Annotated in this window: 10 protein-coding genes; 3 read left to right on the plus strand and 7 right to left on the minus strand. The window is 37.4% G+C overall.

Annotated elements, in window-relative coordinates; translation table 11 throughout:
• Window positions 1-136 precede the first annotated feature (136 nt).
• The 4 genes from AC07XN_RS07130 to AC07XN_RS07145 all read right to left on the minus strand — a co-directional run bounded on the left by AC07XN_RS07130 (window position 137) and on the right by AC07XN_RS07145 (window position 9,868).
• The gene (locus AC07XN_RS07130; protein ID WP_494742539.1) at window positions 137-1,855 is read right to left on the minus strand and encodes a RagB/SusD family nutrient uptake outer membrane protein; all 1,719 of its coding nucleotides are present in this window, start codon (window positions 1,853-1,855) and stop codon (window positions 137-139) included.
• A 30-nt stretch (window positions 1,856-1,885) separates the two neighbouring features.
• Complete coding sequence (locus AC07XN_RS07135) at window positions 1,886-5,011, minus strand: SusC/RagA family TonB-linked outer membrane protein (protein WP_309918479.1); 3,126 nt, start codon at window positions 5,009-5,011, stop codon at window positions 1,886-1,888.
• 52 nt (window positions 5,012-5,063) lie between these two features.
• Window positions 5,064-6,761 carry a RagB/SusD family nutrient uptake outer membrane protein gene (locus AC07XN_RS07140; protein ID WP_494742540.1) on the minus strand — a complete coding sequence of 566 codons (1,698 nt, stop codon included), beginning with the start codon at window positions 6,759-6,761 and terminating at the stop codon, window positions 5,064-5,066.
• A gap of 71 nt (window positions 6,762-6,832) precedes the next feature.
• A complete protein-coding gene (locus AC07XN_RS07145) occupies window positions 6,833-9,868 on the minus strand; it encodes a SusC/RagA family TonB-linked outer membrane protein (protein WP_494742541.1) in 3,036 nt (1,011 codons plus the stop codon).
• A 443-nt stretch (window positions 9,869-10,311) separates the two neighbouring features.
• Between AC07XN_RS07145 and AC07XN_RS07150 the strand changes: the two genes are divergently transcribed.
• From AC07XN_RS07150 to AC07XN_RS07160, 3 genes are all read left to right on the plus strand, one after another.
• A complete protein-coding gene (locus AC07XN_RS07150) occupies window positions 10,312-14,490 on the plus strand; it encodes a hybrid sensor histidine kinase/response regulator transcription factor (protein ID WP_494742542.1) in 4,179 nt (1,392 codons plus the stop codon).
• 223 nt (window positions 14,491-14,713) lie between these two features.
• Complete coding sequence (locus AC07XN_RS07155; protein ID WP_494742543.1) at window positions 14,714-15,712, plus strand: glycoside hydrolase family 43 protein; 999 nt, start codon at window positions 14,714-14,716, stop codon at window positions 15,710-15,712.
• A gap of 3 nt (window positions 15,713-15,715) precedes the next feature.
• Entirely contained in the window at window positions 15,716-16,597 is an 882-nt protein-coding gene (locus AC07XN_RS07160) for a glycoside hydrolase family 16 protein (protein ID WP_494742544.1), read from the plus strand.
• A gap of 69 nt (window positions 16,598-16,666) precedes the next feature.
• On the opposite strand, the gene AC07XN_RS07165 is transcribed toward AC07XN_RS07160, so the two are convergent.
• The 3 genes from AC07XN_RS07165 to AC07XN_RS07175 all read right to left on the minus strand — a co-directional run bounded on the left by AC07XN_RS07165 (window position 16,667) and on the right by AC07XN_RS07175 (window position 21,667).
• Entirely contained in the window at window positions 16,667-17,716 is a 1,050-nt protein-coding gene (locus AC07XN_RS07165) for a TIM barrel protein (protein WP_309918497.1), read from the minus strand.
• Between the two features lie 63 nt (window positions 17,717-17,779).
• On the minus strand, window positions 17,780-20,578 hold the full coding sequence (locus AC07XN_RS07170) for a DUF7133 domain-containing protein (RefSeq protein ID WP_494742545.1): 2,799 nt from the start codon (window positions 20,576-20,578) through the stop codon (window positions 17,780-17,782).
• Window positions 20,579-20,833: 255 nt separating this feature from the next.
• On the minus strand, window positions 20,834-21,667 hold the full coding sequence (locus AC07XN_RS07175) for a sialate O-acetylesterase (protein ID WP_494742546.1): 834 nt from the start codon (window positions 21,665-21,667) through the stop codon (window positions 20,834-20,836).
• Window positions 21,668-21,789: the final 122 nt, after the last annotated feature.

Consider the following 21,789-nt stretch of genomic DNA (forward strand, 5'->3'; position numbering starts at 1 on the left):
GTGAATGGCTGGATTAGTATAAGGAAGGTTTAAAGGCAAGAGAATGATTTTCAGTTGATATAATAAAAAAGTGAGTTGTAAATTTTAAATTATCATTAATCCAAAATTCACAACTCACTAATTCACAATTAACTAACTACCAGCCTGGATTTTGTAGCATTGCAGGAGCTTTGCGTACTTCGGAATCAGGAATTGGTAAAAGATACATTTCTGGACGGAAATTATGGCGTCTGACAGATTCAGTAACTTGATAAGTATAAGTATTACCTGTTTTAACAATACGCATACGTTTGTTAAAACCATTGCTAACAACCATGGCTGTTTTCCAACGACGAATGTCATTCCAACGGTGGTCTTCAAAAGCTAATTCAATACGTCGCTCATTTCTGATTACCTCTCTCATTTCTTCTTTCGTCATACCAGCTTTTAATCCATAAAGATTATCAGCCCCCGCATCAATCCCAGCTCTGTCGCGCAATTCAATCAATTTACTGTAAGCTAAATCTGGCTTACCAGCTTCATTAATCGCTTCAGCATAGTTCAATAATATTTCTGCATAACGAAGCAATGGCCAACCTCTATTAGCATTAAAACTACTATTAGATGAAATATTTACATCACATAATTTACGTGTGTAATAACCTGTCGTTTGTCCAGCCAATGTAAAGCCATCTGAGGCAGCTCCTTCATATGTATAAACTGGACTCAATGTATTTGATGATGCTAAGTAATACAACGATTCATTATAAACAATAGAATTAGCAAATCGAGGGTCACGATTTTTATATGGGTTATTGACATCATACCCCGAAGTAGGATCAGTAATTGCTTTTCCGTTTTTCATTGGAAAGGCATCAACCAGATTCTGCGTAGGCATGGCATTATAAGCACCCCCTCTGGTTGGCATATTATAAAAACCTTCCATATCACGATTGGCAGCACGGTTCTGGAAAAAGATATACTCACTATTTACTCTATTCAAAAACACTTGAGCAAAACCATAACCTGGAGCGGTAGTATTATCCTTATACAAACTATATTCACCCGAATTAATTACTGCCAATGCCGCATCAGCAGCTTTTTGCCAGTGACTAACATCATAAGTTGGATTGCTTACCAATTTAGCCAAATTTGCATCTTGCGTTTCAGCACCACCATTGAATAATGGACTAGCCGCATAAAGTAAAATTCTTGATTTCAAGGCTAGGCACGCACCTTTTGTAACACGACCATAATCTTGTTCTGAATACTCAGTTCTTGTAGGTAACTGTGATGCAATCGCATCCAATTCGCTAGTCAAATAAGAGACACATTCAGCATATGAAGTTCGAGGCTCGTTTACAAAGTCAGTAATGTCATACACCTTATCTTTAATAATAGGCACACCACCAAAGCTAATTAATAGCCAATTGTAATACCAAACCCTCAAGAATCTGGCTTCAGCAGCCATTTGTGCCTTAAGCTTGGCCGACAATGGCGTTTGTGGAAGCTTTTGCAACAAAAGGTTTACTCTACGTATATTGGTATAGGGCGTTGACCAAAATTCAAAGAATGGAAAATTGGTCGGGCTACCTGTACCACTATAAAGTACTACCGCTTTTTGCCCTGTGCCTGAATAACGGTATTCAGCATCGTCGGTCGCTTCTTCGGTATTACCGTGAGAATCCCAACGGCCTTTGTTAAAACTAAAGCCAACGTCTCCGTAGATACGGAATAAGAAAGACATTGTACGAGTACTATCGCTAAAAACCGTTTCTTCGGTTAAAGCATTTGTTTTAGGGTCTAGGAAATCACCAGAAGGTTTGCAAGCGGCAAGGCTACCAATGATACATCCAATCAACAATATTTTTTTCATGAAACGATTAGTTCAAATATGGTTAAACACTTAGAATGTGGCACTTATGCCAAGATTTATAAGTCTTTGTGGTGGATAGCTCACTCTATCAGTACCAGATGTAATCTCAGGGTCAAATTCATACAATTTACTTAAGCTAGTAAACGTAAGGAGGTTTGAACCATTTACATAGATACGGATTTGAGGAATACCAATTTTTTGAGAAAACTTACTTGGTACTTCAAAATTCACCTGTGCATTTCTCAAGCGAAGGTAATCGCCTGGAATTAGCCAGAATGTGGAAGGATAACCCGCAGGGTCACTAATTCCACCTAATAAAGTAAGGCGTGGATATTTGGCGTTATCACCCAATTCTGGCGTCCAAGCTTGTTGGTGTATAGCGGTTAGATTAGATGCAAAAGCACGGATAGATTCCGAAGTTCCTCTCACACTGAAATTACGAGCTCCCTGAAAATTGGCACTGATACTGATACTTTTGTAACGAATGCCTAAATTGATACCATACACAGTGTTTGGTGTATTTGGATTACCTGTTACAGACATATCATATCCATCAATTTTACCATCGTTGTTTAAGTCGGCATACTTCAAATCTCCGGGTTGTACAGGCACAGCAGTTTTAGGACTATTAGCAATATCATCTGCACTTTTGTAATAACCGATGAATGTATAAACTCTTGATTGTCCGATGCTGTTACCTGTATAAGCTTGATAAGGATACAATGAACTTGGTTCGTCTTGGAAAACAATTTTGTTTTTAGCTACCGAGTAATTTCCTTTGATTGAATAAGAGAAACCATTGTAGGTAGGACTTTGATACCCTAGTTCTAACTCATAACCACGGTTGTTTACTTTACCAATGTTTACAGGAGGTAAGCCTTGTCCGAAAATAGCAGAAATAGTACCGCGAGTAGTAAGAATATCGTAACGGTTGTTATCAAAGAAATCGATACTACCTGTTAATTTGCTATTGAATAAACCAAATTCAAGGGCTACGTCTAGCTTTTTCTCCTTTTCCCACGTTACATCATTATTGGCTAGCGTTCCTTCATAAATACTGTTGTAACCATTACTTGAATATCCAAAGTTTGCTTGTACTACACCGTTTCCAGTACCATAATTTTGCTGATAGTAATATGAGAAACTACTACCCAATGCATCATTTCCTACGATACCATACGAACCACGAATTTTAAGTAAATCGATTGATTTATACAGACGACTTTCTTGGAAAAAAGGCTCTTCCGAGATATTCCATCCTGCCGAAGCTGCTGGGAATAAACCAAAACGCTTGTCGCTCACAAAACGGTCTGAACCATTATAGGCCGCATTTAATTGTAACAAATAACGGTTTTTGTAATCATATCCCAAACGACCAGAATAACCTTGGAAATTGCTTGGAATAAAGTTATAGATACCATTGCTATTTGCAGCAGTGTTTGAATTGCGGTTTATCAATGCCAAACCATATACGTGGTGAGCTTTAGCAAAAGTTCTGTCGTAGTTCAAGATAAACTGTAGGTTCAATACTCTTGAAGTACTTTTAGGGTCGTAACCAATAAAGAACCTTCTTACTCTATATACGTTAGGGTCACGCGCTTCATAAGAATTTGTAGTCGGATTATAGATGAATGAAGGAAACTGATCACGTGTCATACTTCTAGTATAAGCATAATTGCTTGTAAAAGAAATACGTCCTTGAATGTTTAATCCTTCCGTGATAAAATTCAACTTTTGTTTAGCCGAACCAATGAAGTTAATATTACTTTCATTGCTTTGGCTATAACCATAGTACTTCAAACGACCCACCACGTTGTTTACATTATAACTTGGGTTTTCGTTACGACTCCAAGTACTGTATCCTAATGACCCATCTGGGTTATAAACAGGATATGCAAAAGGAGCTAATGTAGCAAAACTGCTATAATCATAAAACAAATCGTTATACCCGAACGGGCTACCCACTTGCGGCGTATTTACCTGTGCAAAGTTTCCGTATAAGTCTAAGCGTAAGTCAAGTGTCTTAGTAACGCTCATGTCAAGGTTTGAACGGTAGTTATAACGTTGGTGATAATAATTACTATTTACACCTTGGTCTTGACCGTAATCTTTCAACATCCCATCTTGGTTCAAATACCCTACTGATACAAAATATTTTACTCTTTGTGTACCACCCGACAAATCTAAGTTACCTCTGTATTGCTTACTGAAAGTTTTAAATAAAACGTCTTTCCAGTTTACATCTGGGTGACCGTATGGGTCTGTACCATTTTGATATAATGCTAAATCCTGATCAGAAAAACGAGGTTTAAACGATGGGTTCGGATTGGCAGCATTATCATTAATTTGTGCTTGGTTATATAATTTAGCACTCTCATAAGCATTCAAGTAAGTAGGAATTTTAGTTGGCTGAGACAGAGCCGTTTCTACTCTTACTGAAATTTGTGGTGGTCCTTCTTTCCCACGACGAGTGGTGATTACTACTACACCATTGGCACCTCTTACTCCATAAATAGCAGTAGTAGAGGCATCTTTTAAAATAGATAAGCTTTCAATTTCATTAGGGTCAATTCTTGCAAATTGGTCATAAGAGAATTCAACGTCATCTACAATAATCAAAGGACGGTTATTACCGTTGTACGAACTAACTCCACGGATATAAAAGTTGGCTCCATCTGCCCCAGGACGACCCGAAGGTTGTTGCGAGAAAAAGCCTGGTAATTTACCTGCCAACGCATTTTGTAAACTGGCAGCAGGGTTTTCACGAATTTCGCGACCTGATACCGAACTTACGGCCCCTGTTAAGGTAAGTTTTTTCTGTTGCCCAAATCCTACAACGACTACTTCGTCAAGGCTTTTGTCTTCAGATTCAAGCACTACATTTAGATTAGTTTGTGTAGTGATTAACACTTCTTGTTGTTTATAACCTAATGAACGAAAGATTAATACGCCACTTTGTCCTTTCAAAGTAATGCGGAATTTACCATTTTCATCGGTTAAGGTACCATTGGTTGTTTTCCCTTTTTCGAAAACAGATACGCCTGGTAGGGTCTCTTTCGCATCAGAAACAACACCACTGACGAGTTGCCCTTGGGCATAAAGTGAGCCGCTAGTAAAGGCGGTAAGTAAAAACAGGATATATATTAGTTTTTTCATAAATTCTAATGAATTTTATTCATGATTTCATAAGCTATTGCTTGTGTCATTTTTACCAACCTTCGTTTTGAATCAAACTTGGGTTTTTCAAGGTTTCGTCATACGGAAGTGGCATATAGTAGAGTTTCTTTGAGAAAACCATACTTCCTACCTGTACAGGTGCATAATTGAAAGTGCCATCTGTTTTAGTAGTAATTTTCATACCCATCAAAGCACCACTCAAAGCAGTCTCTCCGATTTTCCAGCGACGTAAATCCCAGAATCTATGTTCTTCAAAAGCTAATTCTATTCTACGTTCGTTCTGAATCAAAGTTCTTAGTTCATCCTTCGAAATCGCCGCTTTTATTCCATAGCGATTATCCGTTCCTGCTTTTATACCCGCTCTTTTACGGATTTCTATCACTCTCTTTACTGCATCTTCCGTTTTGTCTAGTTCATTAAGTGCCTCAGCAGCATTTAATAAAATTTCAGCATAACGGAATATAGGGAAGTTATGACTCTGATTGGTGTAAGTAGTATTAGTGGCAAAATCAGCCATAAATTTTCTAAGATAATAGCCCGTTCTTGTTTGTACTAAATTACCTCCAGGCTTATCTTTACCTCCCTCAAAAGTCTCTACATTACGTTTTAACCATGTTTGTCCGTTAAAAAATACCGTTAAAGCCAAACGTGGATCACGGTTCAGATAAGGAGCCTGTGGAGAATATCCAGAAAGGGGATTACTAATATCTAAACCATTGTTCATCGGGAAGGCATCTACTAAATTCTGAGTAGGACTTGTAAGCCCTTGACTAGCCGCTGGAGAACCATAACCGATTGGTGCATTCAAACTTTCAATAGTTGTGTTGTTCCCTACTTGTTTAGAAAGGATAATCTCAGCGTTTTTCTTTACAATAAAAATATTGTTGTAGGAAGATTGCAAAGCATAATAGTTTAGATTAATCAATTCGTTTGCAGCATCTAAAGCATTTTGCCAACGAGCAACATCATAACTTGTATAACCATTCAAAGTTTTTAGGCTCGGATTGGTACTAACCCCACCACCATTAAACAGCGGACTAGCGGCATACAGCAACAAACGCGACTTCAAGGCAATGGCTGCTCCTCTAGGAATACGTCCCCAGTTGTTATCTGAAACAGGCTCAGGTGTTAAATTTCCTTTTATAGCATCGCATTCAGCTTTGATATAGTTTACGCATTCTTCAAAAGTATTTCTTGGGAGAGACAGATTATCTTCAATTGTAAAAACTTTATCGGCAATCAAAGGAACACCACCATATCTTTTTAATAACTCAAAATAGAGGTGAGCTCTGATATACCTAGCTTCAGCTTTCCAAGTAACGATACTTGCAGCAGTAGCAGGTACTTTATCAATATTAGCCAAGAATATATTTACTCTTCTAATACCTGCATAGCTATTACCCCAATAAGGGTCAGGGTTGTTCAACACACTGATGATACCATTTGTATAGTATTCTACAGCACGGTTGGTTCTTGAAGGGATAGCATCACCTGCACCAGCATCTAGGAAATCTCCATTGCTACTGCTACTAATGCGATTGAACCCATTAGGGATATAATTATAAATATCGTTCAGGAAGAAAACCGCTAATGTGGCATTTTTATCTTGCTGATCCCAAACTAAATCTTCTTTAATCCAGTCACGAGGCTCAGTCTCAACTCTTTCACAGGCTGTCCAAGACATTGACAAAACCAATAAAAGAAGGCTTGTATATAGTTTTTTATTCATCTTTTTTAGTATTTAGGAAATTGGTGATTTATAGGACTTCATTTATTCAATGATATCATATACTTCACAGCCTACAGCTTTAAATTCACCCCAAAATTGATAAGTCGTTGAACAGGATAATTACTTTGATAACTCTCAGGGTCAATCGTTTTGTCGTTGTTGAAAGTCAACAAATTAATAGCATTTGCAAACACACGTATCGAGCCTACTTTGATTTTACTTAATAGTTTTGCAGGTAAAGTATAGCCCAATTCAATATTTTTCAACCGTACGTAGTCTCCTGAACGCATCCAGTATGATGAAGTAGCTTGATTGTAAATATTAGTACCAACCCATACACGTGGAAACGAAGCATCAGGGTTAGTTGGCGTCCAGCGATCTAAGTGTTTTTCGAAAGCTTGTCCAAAACCTCCATTTTGAAATGGCCATGTAGAGCTCCATGTTGTGTTGCCTTGTAAGTAGATATTTCTGTTTACTACACCTTGAAACAATGCTGAAAAATCAAAGGCTTTCCAGTGGAATCCAAGGTTTACACCAAAAGGAATCAGAGGGCTTTGGTTACCAATAGGAGCTTGGTCTAATTGATTAATAAGACCATCACCATTCAAGTCTTTGTACTTAATGTCACCCGCTTGTGGTGTATAACCAATCATACTCGGTGCGCTAGTAGCTTCGGCAGTGCTTTGGAATAAACCGTCTGCTACGTATCCAAATGCTTGTCCGACACGCTGACCAGTGCGTCGCATCCATGAGAATGGCTGATTTACTTCATCAATGTATAATACTTTCGACGATTGAATACCAGCATTCGCACTTGCATAAACACTTACGTTTTTAATGCTTTTTTGCCAAGTAAGTTGAACATCTACCCCTGAGTATTGATTTTGTCCGATATTTTCAGTCGGATAAGTATTTCCCAGAATAGCAGTATTATGTCCACGTTGCATCAACAAATCATAATATTTCATACGATAGTATTCAACAGTAAAGCCCAATTGATGATTAAATACGGCTCCTTGAATACCTACGTTCAATTTATTAGCTTTTTCCCAAGTAATGTTTGGGTTAGCTAATGGTTGTTCAGTAATAGAGGTGTTTGAGCCAGCCCCAGTACCGAAGTATGCACTGTTGCTATCAAAGTAAGTTTGGATGTACGAAAAGTAACCAGGGTTATCATTACCCGTTTTACCATACGAACCAAATACTTTTAAGTATGAAAGCCAATCTTGTGATTTTAAGAAATCTTCTTCGGTAGCATTCCATGCCAAACCAACTGATGGGAAGAAACCATATTTTGTAGTACCCCCCTCAGGATAACGGTTCGAACCGTTCAATCCGAAAGCCATTTCAACAATGTACTTTTTCGAGTAGTTATAGCTGAATCGTCCTGATGTTCCAGTAAAAGTTAAAGGTAAATCAGAACCTGTTACTGAATTTTGGCGATTCGCTAAAAGGAGTCCAGTAAAACCGTGTTCATTAAAAGTGCGGTCATAACCCAAGGTCAATTCCAAATAGTCTGAGCGTCCTTGAAATTCAATCCCGTTTCCATTACCTTGATCACTGTTTGCACCAAACTGTTGGTAACTTTCTTGACCAGATGGTGATAAGTTCCTTTGGAAAACTGCAAAGTTTTTAGCACGATAAATATTTTCAGAAAGTGTAGCATAATATGAGCCTGTTGCTCTAACCCATAGCCCTTTTGTAACCTCATCTAAAGTTCTTTTTAGATAAAAGTCTGCTAGCATATCTCTTTTGAAATTTTGCTGATAGCCTGAGCCAACAGTTTGAGCCCAAAGGTTGTTTTGAAATTGCTGACTACCCCCGTAAGAATTGTTCGGGTTATATACAGGGTATGCATTGTTGGGTGTGTTCATGAGACCCGAAAGAATAGAATTCGTTCCAACACCCGCATCATTACCATTCAAAATTCTTCCAAGCAAATAAATACCACCAGATAGCTTAGGGTTTAATTGTAAATCTACATTTGAACGAATAGTGTATGATTTAAAATTATTGTTGGTATTGTAGGCATTGATGTCACTTTCTTTCAATAAACCCGTTTGATTGATGTGGTCGAACGATACAAAGTATTTAGAGAAGCTATTTCCACCAGTTGCGCTAAAAGTATAACGGTCTTGTCTTGAAGATGAGTTTAATACTTGGTCTCTCCAATTTACATCAGGGTACAGATACTTATCAGAACCTGATAAATAACCTTGTAATGTTTGTTCCGAATAAACTGGCGCTAGCCCATCATTTTTCAACGCCTCGTTATACAAGGTAGCATAGTTGTACGAATTTAGTGCCTTTGGAAAACGGAGAGGTTGTTGAATAGCTGTTTGTGCAGTAAACGACATTCTGGCGTTGTTAGGATTACCCTTGCGAGTGGTAATTACCAAGGCTCCATCAGAACCACGTACACCCATCATGGCGGTTGATAAGGCATCTTTTAATACAGTAATTGATTCGATTTCCTCAATATCAAAAACTGTAAGTTGGCGAGGAATACCATCAATAATTACCAAAGGGCCTTGGTTTCTTAGTGAAATACTTGTTCCATCACTTCCAGGTTGACCAGTAAACTGATTAGTGTAAAGTCCTGCTAATCTACCGGGCAAAGTACTTAATACCGAAGTTACTGCTGATTTCTGCAAGTCACTGTTGAAGACAGCTTGAGAAGAAGTAGCCGTTAAATCATTTTGTACACTAGTATTAAACAACCTACGGAGAGGTTTTGAACGAAGTACTGCTGGGTTCTTAGTACTTAGGATAATCAAAGGTGAAAGTTTGTCACCAACGATGTAATCCTGAATTTTAATACCCGATGCAAAAATTTCTAGCTTATCACCTTTCTTAGCACTGATGGTTGCCAAACCCGTTGCATCAGTACTTGCTTTTAAACCATTGGTTTTGTTGCTGATACTAATGTTTGCTAGAGGCTCTTCGTTTTCATCAATTACTACGGGTGAAAATAATCCAACATTAGTCGTTTTGTTTTCAGTCGACTGGGCAATCATAAACAAAGCGTTAAACACGAATGTTGCCGTTAGAGCAATCCTACAGAAAGGATACCAATAAAGACAGCGCTTACGTAAAAATTTTATCATAGTTTTGTTTTTTTGAATTTTGGCAATCGTTTTTAATAATGCACATAGAAAAAAAAAATAATGAAGTTTTAACTAAATTTTATCAAAAATTAAATTTGAATAATGCAAAACTAATTAATAGAATTAAGCTAATAGGGTGCTTTTTTCGTATAAAAAGGGGGTGAAAATCACACCTAAAGATTGTTGAGGGGCTATTTCTTTAATTTCGAGAAATAAAACAGGGTAGTTTTTTAATACATACCCTAATGCACAGATAAGCCAATTAAATAGTCTGCAATTGTCAATTGGCATGCGAATAAATAATTTCGAGCTGATTTGATGAAAACCTTTTGTTATTCCCTTTTGTATGACAAACTTTGTTGTAATTGTATTAAGAAGGTATCTGAACATTGTACTTAATCATGCCCTACCTTTTTTAATATTGTTGAATTAAATACTTTTTTATGAAGTGGCATTTAAAATATATTTTTCTAGTAATTACCATCATACCAAGCGTCAGCTTGGCACAATCCAATACTGCTAAATTTCGATTTGAACACCTTACTGTAAATGACGGATTACCTCATAGTGATGCTATGTTTGTAGTTCAAGATAAATCAGGATTTATATGGATTGGCACCAATAATGGTATCAGCCGTTATGATGGTTATGAACTCAAGAAATACGATATGCCTGTGAATCCAGATAATGGATTACCTAGCAATCGTATCCATACTTTACATGTAGATGCAAAAGGTCGTTTATGGATTGGTGCCGAAAGTGCAGGCGTAAATTTGTTAGATGTAAAACACGACAAAGTAATTAATGTAACACAAAAAGCCAATCCTGCTATTAATCAAGATTTAATAAAACAACTCAGAGTAACCAATGTTGTTTCAATTGCGTCGGATTCATTAGGGCGTATTTGGGTAGGGACTAGTAGAAATGGAATATTTGTCCTCAAAGTAAATGATGATGACCAGCTTGAAAGTGTTCAGCACATTGTTATCAATCAAAAAGTAGCCTATAAAGTAGCAAGCATTATTTGTGATAAAGAAGGTTTCGTTTGGATTGCTACTCGTGCAGAAGGTCTTTGGTATGTTTCGCCAAAAGGGTCGACAATTCGACGTGCGGCACTAGAAGGGAACTATATCAGAACAATACATATTGATTTTCATGGGAATTTATGGGTGGCTACTTACGACCAACTTTTATGGATTAGCAAAGCTAAAAGGCTAACCGCTAAAAGTAGTGAAACTATGATGGGAAACCTGTCACAGATTGAATGCATTTATCTTGACTCTTTCAATCAGCTTTGGGTTGGCACTAATTATGGTTTACATTTCTGGCCAGCAAAAACGCCTATACTTGCTAATACTATACCAATTGACATCGATAAGCCTACTACGTTTTTACCTTTAGATGGGGACCAATACAGTATCAATTCAGGGAGAGTTCACCAAGTTTTTGAAGACAATAATCAAAATATTTGGTTGGCAGCCTCGGCCGGGGGACTCAACAGGGTCAATTTGCGTAGAAAACCATTTTATAACTTACAGCGTCAGTTCTCGCAACATCCTACGTTGCCTAATAATTATATCAACTGTATTCATAAGGATGTTGTCAAAAACTGGCTTTGGATAGGTACTCGCAACGGGTTTTCGAGGTATGATTTTAACACAAGGACTTACCAGAACTTTTTGAGTAGAGACCTGCCTGCTGATGCAACAGGTGTAGATGTTTCTGCTTTTTATCAAAACAACGACGGTACTTTATGGGCTGGAACAAGGTATTTGGGTTTAATAAAACTCAATGGAGATAAGTCTGAACGATTTATACAAATCGATAAAGATTTAACCCTTTATAATACCAGTATAGAAAGCATCATCGAAGACCGTTTCGGCACTATTTGGCTGGCTACTTTTGAACTAGGACTTATACGTTTAAATAAAGAAGGGAAGTTGTTAGAGCATTATTGGGGAGATAAGAATCCATTAAAAACCAACGCATTCACTTTTCTGATGTATGATAAAACGAAGGATGTTCTATGGGCAAGTACACGAGACATAGGATTGTGGAAAATACAAGTGAAGCAAGAGGGTGTTAGTTTATTAAAACACTTTAGTTACGACCGGAATAATAAAAATAGCCTAAGTGGAAATTACGCATGGCCCACGCTGAAAGATAAATTAGGGAATGTGTGGGTAGGCACGATTGGGGCAGGATTAAACAAAATTTCGACAAATGCGGATGGAGAAGACATTGTACAAAGAATAAACATACCCTATCCGAATATAGAAAGCTTACAGGATGATGCTGAGGGAAACTTATGGATAGGTGGCGATGGATTATTGCGTTATAATATACAAAAAGGGCAATGGTTACATTATGATGTAGGTGATGGCTTACAAAGTAATTCCTTTAAAGTAGGTGCTGCTACCAGAGATGCCGAAGGCTTATTGTACTTTGGGGGTATTAGAGGGCTTACTTATTTCAATCCAAAGGAAATTCGCCCTAACGCCAATCCTTCAGTAGTACGGTTAACGAATTTTCGGATATATAATAAGCCTGTTCAAGTAGGAGAAGAGATAAACGGGAGAGTAGTGCTTGAGGAGCCTTTGGAACAAACTCAAAGTATTACAGTAAAAGATAGAGAAAATGATTTCTCGATTGGATTCGTTGGGCTGAATTACAATAACCCACAAAAAAATATTTATGCATATAGATTAAAAGGTTATAATAAAAACTGGGTTTATACGACTGCCAATCAGCGAACAGCAAGTTTTTCTAACCTTTCAGCTGGAGACTATGTATTGGAAATAAAAGCCTATAATGGTGAAGGACAATGGTCTAAAAAACCAGCTATTTTAAAAATAATGGTATTGCCACCTTGGTACAAAACGTGGTGGGCTTATACGTTATATAGCCTTTTGATAGTATCAGCTTTTATCGTCTATCGTAGGGCTAGCTTAGCAAGGCAAGCCTTGAAAAATGCCATAGCTTTAGAAAAATTCAAGGCTGAAAAAGAGAAAGAAATCACAGACCTAAAGCTAAGCTTTTTTACGAATGTATCCCACGAGCTACGTACTCCGCTTACCCTAATTTTAGGGCCTATGGAAGAATTGGTATCCGTAGAATCTAAAATGAAGGATAAGGTCGTACTAATGCACCAACAAACACGGAAACTATTAGAACTGGTAAATCAATTATTAGAATTCAGGAAAGTAGAATCGGGACACGTTTCTCTGCGTGCAACCCAAGGAAATATCTTGCATTTTATTCAAGAAATATTCTTGATTTTTAAATTAAAAGCGGATGAATGCTATTTTGATTATGCCATCAGCATGCCCCAAGAGCCAATCAATATGTATTTTGATTGGAGTAAGCTAGAAATCATCTTGACCAATTTATTGTCGAATTCCTTTAAATACACGCCCGAAGGTGGTAAAATAAGAATACAAGTATCTGTAATAGGCTCACCAGATGAGGGGGCGGTGTTTGAACAGAAAAAGCTGAAGGATAATTATTTAGAAATTAAAGTTCAGGATTGGGGTATAGGGATGAAGACTGATGAAGTTGATAAAATATTTGACCCTTATTTTCAGGCATCGCATACAGAAACCATGAAAATCATGGGAACTGGGATAGGTTTATCCCTAGTGAAACAATTTGTGGAAGCACATTCAGGAGAAGTATCTGTGCAAAGCCAAGTAGGAGAGGGCACAACCTTTCAGTTAAAACTACCTTTTGGGAAAGCACATTTAGCAATACATGAAATTCAAAATGAAGTATTAGAGCCTCAAAAGGTTACAGTAAATACTAATCTTGTTGACATCGAGCGTCCAGAAGCAGAAAAAGTTTCGATAAAAATCCCAAATACCACTCGAATATTGATTGTAGAAGACAATGAAGAACTGCGTTTGTATTTGCAACAGCTCTGCGAAATAAATTATGAGGTTTTTACGGCAGTAGATGGTTTAGATGGGTGGGAAAAAACCCTACAACTATTACCTGATTTAGTAATTAGTGATGTAATGATGCCAAGGAGTGATGGGTTAGAACTATGTCGAAAAATCAAACAACATCCTAAAACTAGTCATATCCCTGTAATGCTTTTAACAGCAAGGGTTGCTGCTGTACATGAATTAGAAGGATTAGAGACTGGTGCGGATGAATACATGGCCAAGCCATTTAATCCATTGATTTTTACAGCTAAAATTGTAACGATGCTTCAAAGCAGGTTACAATTGAGGGAATATTATCAACGACAATTGTTGCTAGAACCTACGCAAGTAGACATTCCAGATGAAACCAAACAGCTTTTAGAGAAAGCAATGGCAATTATCGAGAATAATCTGAGTGATTCAGATTTTAATGTACAGATATTAGTAAGAGAGATGGGAATGAGCCAATCTGCCTTTTATCGACAAATTAAAGCCATCACGGGGCAATCTGTAGTAGAATTTATCCGTGATATTCGCCTGAAACGTGCAGCTCAACTACTTGGTTCAGGCAATTTACGTGTTTCAGAAGTGGCTATGATGGTAGGAATAGAAGATATTAAATATTTCCGTAAGATGTTCCAAGGTATTTATAATATGCCTCCTTCCGAATATGCCAAACAACACCGCAGTAATAGTTAGTATAATATAGCTTAGTTCATTTGTAAAGTGAAAAAAAACCGAGTTGAATGGTTAAATTTTTCGTTTCAAAAAATGAACTAAGCTAGAATACACCTATATAACGCTATTCCCAAAGATTCTCCCTCCTTTTTGACGAAAATCCCCCCTTATAATACTTCAATCTCTTCATAGTTTTGTACAATGCTAGTTATTTAAAAGGGAACAATTTATCCAATTATAAACAATGAGAATTTCTGCAAATGTATTGTTGTTGGCAGGGGCTATATTAGTAGGCTGTCAGACACAAAAAACAAGTGTTAGTACCAAGCAAAACGAATTTAAACCAGGGAGTATCTGGAATGATAACAATGGGGAAGTAATAAATGCACATGGTGGCGGGCTTTTGTACGTCAACAAAACATACTATTGGTATGGAGAAAAAAGAGGGACGATGGCATCTGAAGGAGTAGGCGTATATTCATCTAAGGACTTGTATAACTGGAAAAATGAAGGAGTAGCCTTGGCGAAATCTGATGACCCTGCCAGTGAAATTGCTGTTGGTGGTTTGATAGAACGCCCGAAGGTAATATACAATGCCAAAACCAAAAAGTATGTAATGTGGTTTCACTTAGAATTGCCTAATAAGGGCTATAGTGCTGCCAGAGCAGGCGTAGCAATAAGTGATAAACCTACAGGTCCTTTTGTGTATTTAAAAAGCTTTCGTCCGAATGGACACATGTCAAGAGACATGACATTGTATGTGGATGACGATGCCACAGCTTACCATATTTATTCTGCCCGAGAAAATTATGACTTACGTATCACTAAATTAACAGATGATTATCTTTCGGCTACTACCGAAGATACGCTTTTGTTCAGCAGTCACCGTGAAGCACCAGCAGTCTTTAAAAAAGAGGGGACCTATTATTTAATTACGAGTGGTTGCACAGGTTGGGCACCTAATAAAGCAAGCTTGCACATTTCAAAATCGTTATTTGGTCCTTGGAAATTAATAGAAGACCCGATGAATGGACCATTGGCAGAAAAAACATTTAATGGGCAGTCAACGTATATTCTACCTATTGTAGGGAAAAAAGACTCTTTTATTTTTATGGCTGACAAATGGAATCCCAAAGACTTAAAAGACAGTAGATACCTTTGGTTACCGATACAGTTTAAAGAAGGAAAACCATTGATTACATGGCAAGATACTTGGAAACTGGACAGTTTTAACCAACAATAATCAATGAATTTTCTACCTCAAATCTCTAATATGATGAAGCATTTGTTTGCATTAATAATAGCATTATTATTTGTTTTTGATACTGTAGCCCAAGATATATCTATTCAAAAAAAATGGGCAAAAGATGGTTATAAACTAGCTTGGTCAGATGAATTTGATAAAAATGGTGAGCCCAATTCAGCCAACTGGTCGTATGAAAAAGGGTTCGTTCGGAATCACGAATTGCAATGGTATCAACCACAAAATGCAACCTGTGAAAATGGATATTTGGTTATAGAAGCAAGACGTGAGCAAAGACCTAATCCTAATTATATAGAAGGCAGTAAAGATTGGAGAAAAAACCGACCAATGATTGATTTTTCTTCTAGTTGTATGATTACCGCTGGCAAGAAAGCTTGGCAATATGGTCGTTTTGAAATGCGCGCTCGTATTGATATTAGTCAGGGAATATGGCCTGCTTGGTGGACTTTGGGAGTTGAGAAAGACTGGCCAGCCAACGGGGAAATAGACATTATGGAATTTTATCGAGGGAAATTACTTGCCAATATCGCTTGTTTGTCCGCCAACAAACGAACCGAATGGCATAGTAATACCTTCCCTGTCGACTCACTAGGGGGTGCCAATTGGGCATCACAATTCCATGTATGGCGTATGGATTGGGAAAAAGACTTTATCGCTTTATATCTTGACGACCAATTATTGAATAAAGTATTGGTTAAGGATTTAGTCAATAAAGATGGCACAGGCTTTAACCCTTTTCAACAGCCACATTATATGTTGTTAAATTTAGCAATTGGGGGAGACAATGGGGGAGACCCATACAAAAGTACTTTCCCAAGTCGCTTTGAAGTGGATTATGTGAGAGTATATCAAAAAGAAAAGTAAAAGAAAGCTACTCCTTCATCGAAAAATATTCATGAAGGAGTAGCTTTCTTGTTTTATAAAATAGAAGAATTAGCTCAAAGATTTTCTACAATATTCAATACATTTTTTTACTTCAGCGACAGAAGAAGAACCTTCAGGTATTTGATATTCCAATTCTACGGTAGCAGGAAAGGCATATTTCTGATTTTTCATCAGCGTTAATACTTCAGCAATAGGAGTATCGCCCTGTCCCCATACTACATTTCCTTTACCATGTGCAGGTGTTTGGCGATCTTTGATATGCATACTAACAATTTTATCATGTTTGAGTTTGATAAAATCTAAAGGATTCTGATTACCTGCTGCCACAAAATGCCCTAAATCTATATTTAATGCATTGGCTGGCGACTGTGCTAGAGCAGTATCCCAAAAAGTTGGTGTTTGTTGTTCATGACCATGATAGCCTACCTTGATACCATATTTTTGGGCAATGGTTCCTAATTTAAGTGTATGCGCATCATTACTTGGATGTTCAAGCGTCACTTGATTCGCTCCAAGTGCCTTGGCTGCTTTCATGCCATATTCAATATCAGCATCTGAGTTTTGCATGCCAAATGCATTAGGTTTAAAAGCATAAATTTTTACTCCTGCATCATTATACATCTTACGAACTTTCTCAAATTTATCCATAGATGCAGTAAGTCGCCATTGACTTACTTCTGCATTATATGCTTTTGTTTGTGCATCTATTTCAGCTAGTTTCTTTTGCTCATCTTCCGTTAGCTCTTTTTTCTCGCTCCTTTTTCTCATTAATGGAAAGGCCGAACGAAAATCAACTGGATTTTTAGGTTTCCCTGCAAATGTTTCTGCTGGGTCGCCCATTAATTCAATGGCACTTACACCCGAATCTAATACATATTGTAATGTCGCTTCCGCACTTTGGTCTGGCATATCTCTGAATGAATACGTAATTACACCAATCTGTACGCCATTAATGAATGAATTAGGTTTGTTCAAATGCTTAATGATAGCAGGTGCTCCCCAAATTTTGTTGCTCCCTAATATTGCTCCTGCTCCAATCATTGCAGTTGTTCCTAAGAATTGACGACGAGATACCGATAAATTGTTTTCTTTTTTCATGTTATGAAGTAGTTAAATACCATTAAATATTTTTATTGATAATCCTATACAAAACTGTATTACCTATTGTCCATATACTTTTAATTGCCTCATCGACCAAGGAATCTCATCTCCATCTTTTGTGATGCTTGTATTTAATTTTAGGCGCAAAAACTTAGTCTTATTAGTATTCAACGAAATGATATTTTCACCCTCATTACCTTTAATGGTTGCTATGTTTTCTTGCCAATTTGTTCCATCAGTAGATGTTTCAAGGGTATATTCTCTTGGATAAATTTGAATATAAGGTGGTATGGTATTAGGCTTATATTGCCAGCCTTTTTTAATATTTGGTGGAGCGTTAAATCTTAATTCTGTTACATTAGTAGCTACAGGAAACTCAATTTGATACCACATTCCTTTTTCCTGCGTCATTCCTGTTGACCACCCTTCATAAGTAAAGGCACTTAATGGCGAAATATTTCCGCCAATGCGTGTAGATGCGGTATGGCTTGCGGTTATTTTTAATCCATCCTGAGGCAAAATTTCTTTAGGAATTTGTTTAAGTAGTTTATCAAATTGATACATTGTTTTTTGTCCTGCCGTTTTTGCTCGTATCAAAGCTACTTGCTGTGGACTAACTACGGAGGCATCATTTGACAACCCATTTCTGATGTACGAAACTACATCTGCTACCCATTCATCAGATTGGTCTTTCATACTTGCCATCACGCCAGCAGTATACGTTTTGCCATCAATTGAACCTTCCATTCCATGCAATATTACCCTGATGGCATATTCTGGATGAGACTGAATACGAAGGGAACCTGCTAAGGCGGGAGCCATTAATTTACCTGCTCCTGCAGGTGTACCCATTCCATTATTACCATGACATTGCGAACATAATTCATTGTAAATCACTGCCCCTCTAGCTACAACTTCTTGATGTTCTTTACTGAGGCTTGATGCACCAAAAGGTCCCATATTGGTAGATTTGGGAGGTGACATAATCTGCCTTCCTACTAATTTTACCCCTTCGGCTTTATTATTTTCCATCGCCAATTTTATAGCATTGTCTAAATCGGTCAATTTCAATACTTTAGCGGTCATCATTGCTTGTATTACTACATCAGTATTTGAGTCACTTAAGCTAGCAACATAACTTGCTTCCAGACTTTTATCTCCTGCTTTATAAAGTGTTTCGCTAGCACGCAATGCTTGAATCCGAATCCGAGGTGAGGGGTCTTTCAAGAGTTTTTGAACTACACTTGTTTTTAAAGCTCCCAATCCTTCTAATGTCCATAAAGCATGAATTCTTGCTAGTACATTTTTACTAGTGAGTGTCATTGTATTTAAAGCAGGCACTACAGAAATATCTTTTTTTAATACTAATAATTGTTGAGCAGCATCACGTCGCCAGCCGTTGGGGTGTTCCAAATGTTTTACTAATAACGCTGATGCTTCGTTCAACATTTTAGGTTGGTTCTTATCTCGCTCCTTCCCATCATACGTAATGCGCCAAATTCTACCCAAGCCTATTACTTTATCTAATTGATATTGTTCAATTTTTGTTCGTAAATAAGACCCTCTTTGAGTCCACTGCCCTTCTTGAATAATGCCATGATACATATCTACAATGTACATCGTACCGTCGGGAGCGGTTGCCATGTCAACAGGTCTGAAGAGGGGGTCTGTAGAACGAATGAATTCAGATTTTTGCTCTTGATACACATTATGTAGCGTAGTGAGTCCCTCAGTAACTACTGGATTGATTTGTCTTACTATTCTTGCAACAGGCTCACCATAAAAATATTGCCCTTGGATATTTTCTGGAAGACGGTCACCACGGAAAACATCATTGCCAGCCGAGCCTGTTACTCTGTTCAACGAGCCATCTGGTTGTCTGATTTCGTCCATTCCTCCTTGCATATCGGCTACTTTTACGGCAGCACCCCAAGGGACATCAAAGCCTTTTGCAAATTCATTAGGTACTTCAAAGTTTCCATAATGAATAGGAAATTGGAAATACGAAGGCAAGCCACTTGCTCCGCCTTGAAACCACAATTTCCCATCGTCATCTTGCGTAACACCCCATTGAGCTCTGTTAAAACCAGTTTTTTCTCTAATTACGCCATTAGGTGTTTCTCTTACACGGAAAGCATTTACAGTACTATACAACCAATTATCCATACCATAATACATGAAAGCTTGTTGATGTTCTACATTGCCCGAGCGACCATATTTAGTCGTGAAAAGTTCTTTTTTATCAGCTTTTCCGTCGCCATTAGTATCGGTGTATTTATAGACGTTGTCTGCATCAGATTCCATCGTTAAGATACAATCCTTTCCATACGGCAATACAAAACGAGGAAAAATTAGATGGTCAATAAAAGTAGTTCCACTTTCATATATGCCATCGTTGTTTTTATCTTCCCACCTCGAAATCCTGCTAGTAGGTTCTAATTCATTTTTAGAGTCAGCATCCAACATATACGACCGTAATTCTAATACATACATTCTACCATTGCCATCAAAGGCAATTGCCCCTGGTTGTTGAATAGCAGGTTCTGTAAGAATAGGTTGAATATGGTAGCCAGGAGGCAAAAGAAAACGCGCGGCTTCATCTGTGGGAGAAAGAGGCTGTACAGGTTGCTTTGGTTCTAAATCAATACCCTTCCAGTTTTCATCGTTTGGGTCAACACCATCAGGAATTTTTACTTTGGGGAGGCTATCTACTGGAAAAAGGGGATAAAGGTGTGCTAAGTATCTTGCCTGTTGAGGTTTAGCAATAATAAAAGAACACAAGGCTAATGCTAGCAAACCCAGCACTAAACCAACCTTAGTCTTTGATTTATAAGGAGATTGTTGGAAATGTTTTTTCATTTTTTATAGTAAAAATTGGATTAAATAAACATTTCTCAAATGTAATGACTTTGAGGGTAATTATGTAAACAAAAACGACAACTACCTTATAAGACCAGACAACTTACCCTATTTGAACGATAGATAGTATTGAGGATAGAGTGATTATTTTTCAAATAAAGGCTTGTTGTTTATCGAAGTAATAGGCAGTTATAAAACAAAACAGTAGCAACAAAATTGTTACTACTGTCTGAGATTCAATCAAAAATATTTTATCTAAAAATTACCATCCAATTCTATTTTGAAAGGAGCGAGGGGTAAATTTACCTCATTCACAATATTGCAGGATGGATTAGGTTTCCAAGCATATTTTATTTGAATAACCTGTATATACGTTGGTAATGTTATGACTATCTCTGTAGGAAGTATCGTTACTTTATCGTCTATATCAATAATAATTTCCTGTGTTCCTCCAAGGTTATAACCCTGCAAAACAAATCCTTTTGGTGATTGTCCATCGCTCGTTTTTAGGTTATTGGTATTGTTAAAATAAAGGTGAACAATATTACCTTTTTGTTCAAAGCGTGTTAGGGTTGGTCCTGTATGCACTATACGTTGATGATACGTTTTCGCCAAAGCTAATAATGATAAGCGTTCACCAACAACTTGTTTTTGAGTTGGGTGAACATCCAAAGAATCACCAGTATCAATCATAATTGCGATGCCTGAATTTTTTATCCGTTCACTCAATCTCATTTGGCTTTCCCTAAATGCTGGCCACTGACTGCGATTAGCAATAGCAGGTAATTGAACAGTGTAAATAGGCAAATCTGCTTGTTGCCAAGCTGTACGCCAGTTGTTAACCAAGGTTTCAAATAATACATCATGAATGGCAGGATGAGTCGCATTAGATTCACCCTGATACCAAATCACACCTTTGATGGCAAAAGGTATTAAAGGTTGAATGCCTTTTTTATACAAAAATGAAGGCGCAAAAGGATGTAAGAAAGTTCGACTTGGGTTGCTATCATTCAACGTTTTTTGTAGATTTTCTTTGCTTCGCTCCAATACCCACGGATGAATTTCCTTAGCTGTTTCAAACCATTTCAAACCATTTTTTGAGCCAACAAATTGTTGTAACTGTGGGTGTGATGCCCATAGCCGTCAGGCTATGAGTTAATAATGTCTTTAGTGTAAGGTTTGTATTGTTTAATTCCGGTCTTTTTTTTCTC

Source organism: Arcicella sp. GW458-12-2-14-TSB2, assembly GCF_059423785.1.

Excerpts from the sequence above, each read along its gene's own strand:
- AC07XN_RS07130 (WP_494742539.1), bottom strand. The coding sequence starts at position 1,855 with ATGAAAAAAATATTGTTGATTGGATGTATCATTGGTAGCCTTGCCGCT.
- AC07XN_RS07135 (WP_309918479.1), bottom strand. The coding sequence starts at position 5,011 with ATGAAAAAACTAATATATATCCTGTTTTTACTTACCGCCTTTACTAGC.
- AC07XN_RS07140 (WP_494742540.1), bottom strand. The coding sequence starts at position 6,761 with ATGAATAAAAAACTATATACAAGCCTTCTTTTATTGGTTTTGTCAATG.
- AC07XN_RS07145 (WP_494742541.1), bottom strand. The coding sequence starts at position 9,868 with ATGATAAAATTTTTACGTAAGCGCTGTCTTTATTGGTATCCTTTCTGT.
- AC07XN_RS07150 (WP_494742542.1), top strand. The coding sequence starts at position 10,312 with ATGAAGTGGCATTTAAAATATATTTTTCTAGTAATTACCATCATACCA.
- AC07XN_RS07155 (WP_494742543.1), top strand. The coding sequence starts at position 14,714 with ATGAGAATTTCTGCAAATGTATTGTTGTTGGCAGGGGCTATATTAGTA.
- AC07XN_RS07160 (WP_494742544.1), top strand. The coding sequence starts at position 15,716 with ATGAATTTTCTACCTCAAATCTCTAATATGATGAAGCATTTGTTTGCA.
- AC07XN_RS07165 (WP_309918497.1), bottom strand. The coding sequence starts at position 17,716 with ATGAAAAAAGAAAACAATTTATCGGTATCTCGTCGTCAATTCTTAGGA.
- AC07XN_RS07170 (WP_494742545.1), bottom strand. The coding sequence starts at position 20,578 with ATGAAAAAACATTTCCAACAATCTCCTTATAAATCAAAGACTAAGGTT.